This is a genomic window from Citrobacter sp. TBCS-14 (genome assembly GCF_005280805.1).
Lineage (GTDB): Bacteria > Pseudomonadota > Gammaproteobacteria > Enterobacterales > Enterobacteriaceae > Citrobacter > Citrobacter gillenii.
Genome location: NZ_SZWM01000690.1, coordinates 1 through 670, shown reverse-complemented (window position 1 = coordinate 670; position 670 = coordinate 1). Strand labels below are relative to the sequence as shown.

Sequence of the window (670 nt, the reverse complement as noted above, 5' to 3'; positions counted from 1 at the left end):
GAAGCCCAGAATGCTCAGCAGGCTGACGAAGATGTTGTACAGCGATACATACAGGCTGACGGTTGCACGGATGTAGTTGGTTTCACCACCACGGATGATGTTGCTGGTTTCAAACAGGATGGCACCTGAAGAAATCAGGATAAACACCGCGCTAATCGCCAGATGCAGCGCTGGCAGTTGCAGGAAGATATTCGCAACCATACCAATCAGCACCACCACGATACCTGCCATCAGCATACCGCCGAGGAAGGACATGTCTTTACGCGTGGTCAGAACATACGCAGAGCAGCTGAAGAAGACCAGCGCCGTACCACCCAGTGCCATACCGATCACGTCACCCATACCTGCCGACAGGTAAGTGTTCAGAATCGGTCCCAGGATGTAACCCAGGAAACCGGTGAAAGCGAAAGCAGACAGAATACCTACTGGTTTATCTGCCGTTTTGTAGGTCAGGAACATCAGACCATACATACCAACCAGCGTCAGAATCAGACCCGGAGATGGCAGCATCAGTACTGTACTGGCAGTTGCGGTGATCGCTGAAAACGCCAGCGTCAGGCTGAGCAGGAAATAGGTATTACGCAGCACCTTATGTGTGCTGAGTAGCGATGTACGATCGCGCGAAGAACTAATAATACGATCCATGAGTCACTCTCTTATGACAGATGTA

Annotated in this window: 1 protein-coding gene; it reads right to left on the bottom strand. The window is 51.0% G+C overall.

The genetic code is table 11. From position 1 onward, the window contains the following. On the bottom strand, positions 1 to 645 hold a 645-nt coding region (gene yccA, locus FDX22_RS20725), incomplete at its 3' end, for an FtsH protease modulator YccA (protein ID WP_146717707.1). Positions 646 to 670 lie beyond the last annotated feature (25 nt).